Source organism: Natrinema soli (assembly GCF_028618695.1).
Map to the genome: position 1 here is coordinate 1 of NZ_JAQIVI010000229.1, position 3,169 is coordinate 3,169.

Sequence of the window (3,169 nt, forward strand, 5' to 3'; positions counted from 1 at the left end):
CGAGTGGGCCGGGTGGAGACGACGAGGGTTCGCCGGCCCGCAGCGGCCAGCGAGAGCCCGGCGGCCGCGGCGCAGGTCACTTTGCCGACACTGCCCTTGCCGCCGTCGCAGATGCAGTCGGTCACGACAGCAGCTCCTACAGCCGGTGACGGAAACGGAGTTCCAAAACGAGTGACGCGCTGTGACGGCCGTCGGCCAGTAGAGCAGTCCCGCTCAGAGATCGACGCGATCGAACCGGTAGAGCGCGACGGCGAGCGGAACGACGATCCAGAGTAACAGGATCAGGAACGAGAACCAATCCTGCAGGAATATCGGCAGTTCACCGCCGAACATCTGTGCATTGACGGCGGACTGATTTTCGAGGGCGTCGACGTCGGTAAGCAAGGTCAGCCCGTTGGTGTACGCCTGACCGGGATCGAGATTCATGATGAGGTACACCCAGTCCTGCAGACGCCGGGCCGTTGCCTCCTGCCCCTGAAATACGGTCGTGTACTCGACGTAATCGAAGAAGAGGATCTCCCGCTGAGAGAGCAGTCGGAACACCTGTTGAAGCGCGTTCCAGATGACGTAGAACAGCACGAAGACGCCGAACATCGCAGCGCCGGCCATCGTCGTCGAGCTCGTCAGCGACGAGAGCGAGACGGCGATGCTCATGTAGGCGACGCCGAAGACGATCGACATCACGAGCAACCCGGCGTAATCGACGATATCGAAGGCACCGAGCAACGCGGCGACGACGACGGCGGCGAGGACGAAGCCGACGGTCAACGACACCGACAGTACCGCCGACCGGCCGAGAAGCTTCCCGAGCAGCACGTCCTTTCGGGAGTGAGGCAACGAGAGGAGGACCTTGATGCTCCCGGACTCGCGTTCGCCGGCGATCGACTTCCAGCCCAGTACCAGTGCGATCAGCGGCACGACGAGCTTCGTGATCTGGCTGACGAAGACGACGAGCATGTCGGTCGTCGCTCCCTGCGCTGCGAGATCCTCACCGAAGTACGAAAGTGCCCCGGTCACGACGACCAGGAGCGTGAAGAAGAACGCACTCAGGCCCCAGAACAGCCACGAGCGAACCGAGTCCTGAAAGTCCTTCTTCGCGACCGCGCGGACGCTCTCGAGGTTGATCGAACTCGAGGCCGAACCGCTCGATCCCGTCGAACCGGCCGCGGTACCCGTATCGGTGCTCATCGCGCGTGCACCCCCGTCCCGACGTCGGTCGTGTACGACTGGAAGACGTCCTCGAGCGACGCTTCGGTCGTCTCGAAGTCGCGGATCTCGATGCCGCGGTCCTCGAGTGCGGAGAGGACGGCCGTCTTGGAGCCCGAGACATCGGCGACGACCGTCGGCGGATTCTGCCCCTGGACGGTGGCGTCACTGACATCGGGCAGCGAGCGGACCGCCTGCAGCGCGTCGTTGTCGATCCGATCGACGGTGACGCGAAGCGTCGTGCCGCCCTCGACGGAGCCGCGAAGGCCCTCGACGGAGTCGACGGCGACCATCTCGCCCTCCCGGAGGATGCCGACGCGGTCACAGACCGCCTCGACCTGCTCCATGATGTGACTCGAGAAGAAGACGGTCGCGCCCCGCTCGTTCTCCTCGCGGACGATTTCGCGCATCTCGCGGGCTCCGTTGGGGTCGAGCCCCGTCGAGGGCTCGTCGAGGATCAGCAGGTCGGGCTCGCCGACCAGCGCCATCGCGAGCATGAGCCGCTGGGCCATCCCCTTCGAGTAGCCGCCGGCCTTTCTGTCGATGGCGTCGACCAGGCCGACCCGCTCGAGCAGCGCTTCGGGGTCGTCGTCGGCGTGTTTCGAGTCAATCGCGAACTCGAGGTGCTGACGGGCGGTCAGGCGGTCGTACAGCTCGACGCCCTCCGGAAGGACGCCGGTTCGTTGGCGGATGTCCCGGCTGTATCGCTGGGCGTTCATTCCGAGAACGCTGACCTCGCCCGCCGTCGGGCGGGCAAAATCCAGAACGATGTTGATCGTCGTCGATTTGCCGGCGCCGTTGGGTCCGAGGAAGCCGAACACCTCGCCCTCATCGACCCGGAAGGAGAGGTCATCGAGTGCGACGGTTTGACCAAACGACTTGGTCAGGTTGTCGACTGTGATAGCGGGCATGTCAGAGTGGTCGTAGCGTTGCCCGATAAGGTTTGTGACATCACTATTACAGTTGTATTCAACGGTTGTCGGCCGTTAGGCGTCGATATCTGCTCTCGTATGGAACGAATGACGGCAATGACGGCCCCTAGATCGGATCGTCGGGATCGTACTGCTCGGCGGTCCGCTCGGCTTCCGTGGCGTAGCGCTCGCGGGTCTCCTCGTCGGCGACCGGCTCGAGTTCGTCGTCGGGGATCTCCGTGGCCGCGGTGACCGCTGCCCCGGTCTGTAGCGACGTCGAAGAACGTTCCCGCTGCTGGTAGCGCGAGCCGTCGGGCGTCGCGTAGACGATCGTCACGAGGTTGCGGTCGTCGAACGTCCGTTCGACGAGCCAGCACCGAACCGTCGAGTCACTCATACGCGTCGGGTTGGCGGTCGAGCATTGAGAAAGTACCGTGTCGAACTCGTTCCGTCAGTGTCGAACCCGTCCCGGCGATGTCGGATCCGTCCCGAAGGCGCGCCCTACTCGCGCGAACGGGCACCGACGTACTTGAGGGTCGGCGGTGGAGCAGTGATGACGATCACCGATGCCCGAGACCCGAAGCGAGCGCGTCGCGCAGTGGCGCGAACACGTCGACGAGCTGTGTGACGACGGAGAGAGCGTCGAACGGCGCATCGACCTCGAGAACGCGACGGTCATCGTCACGAACCGGCGCGTCATGACGTTCGTCCCGGACGCGGGCGGGCCGGTGTTTCACCACGCCGAGCGGCCGAACGTCGGGACCGTGAGCGTCGAAACGGCCGACCGGCTCGGTCGGCTTTTCCGGGGAGTGGTCGCCGCCTTCGTCGGCGTCGGGTTGCTCGAGACGGCGAGGGCCGTCAACTTCGTCGATTACGTTCCGGCGTCCGGTCTCCAGGACACCGGCCCGCTCCCGGGATCGAACCCTATCGACCGCCTCGTCGACGGCGCGCTCTCGGCGATCGAAACGATCCTCCTGGTGCTCGACTGGGTCGTTCTCCTGAGCGGCGGCGTCGCGCTGGCCGTCGCCGCCGCCATCGTCTGGCGCTACGTC

The 3,169-nt window shown here is 65.2% G+C and carries 5 protein-coding genes; 1 reads left to right on the forward strand and 4 read right to left on the reverse strand.

Annotated elements, in window-relative coordinates; all coding sequences use genetic code 11:
* The 4 genes from PGX04_RS14875 to PGX04_RS14890 form a co-directional block, all read right to left on the reverse strand.
* Nucleotides 1-125, reverse strand: a 125-nt coding sequence (locus PGX04_RS14875) for an ArsA-related P-loop ATPase (RefSeq protein WP_273739226.1), incomplete at its 3' end; no start/stop codon positions are given.
* A gap of 88 nt (nt 126-213) precedes the next feature.
* Entirely contained in the window at nt 214-1,188 is a 975-nt protein-coding gene (locus PGX04_RS14880; RefSeq protein WP_273739222.1) for an ABC transporter permease, read from the reverse strand.
* Nucleotides 1,185-2,117, reverse strand: coding sequence for an ABC transporter ATP-binding protein (locus PGX04_RS14885; RefSeq protein WP_273739223.1), 933 nt, complete (start codon nt 2,115-2,117; stop codon nt 1,185-1,187). The genes PGX04_RS14880 and PGX04_RS14885 overlap by 4 nt, the downstream gene beginning before the upstream one ends.
* A 127-nt stretch (nt 2,118-2,244) precedes the next feature.
* Nucleotides 2,245-2,514, reverse strand: coding sequence for a DUF7967 family protein (locus PGX04_RS14890; RefSeq protein ID WP_273739224.1), 270 nt, complete (start codon nt 2,512-2,514; stop codon nt 2,245-2,247).
* Nucleotides 2,515-2,683: 169 nt separating this feature from the next.
* Between PGX04_RS14890 and PGX04_RS14895 the strand changes: the two genes are divergently transcribed.
* Nucleotides 2,684-3,169 (forward strand): hypothetical protein (locus PGX04_RS14895; RefSeq protein ID WP_273739225.1); only part of this gene is annotated, 486 nt, incomplete at its 3' end.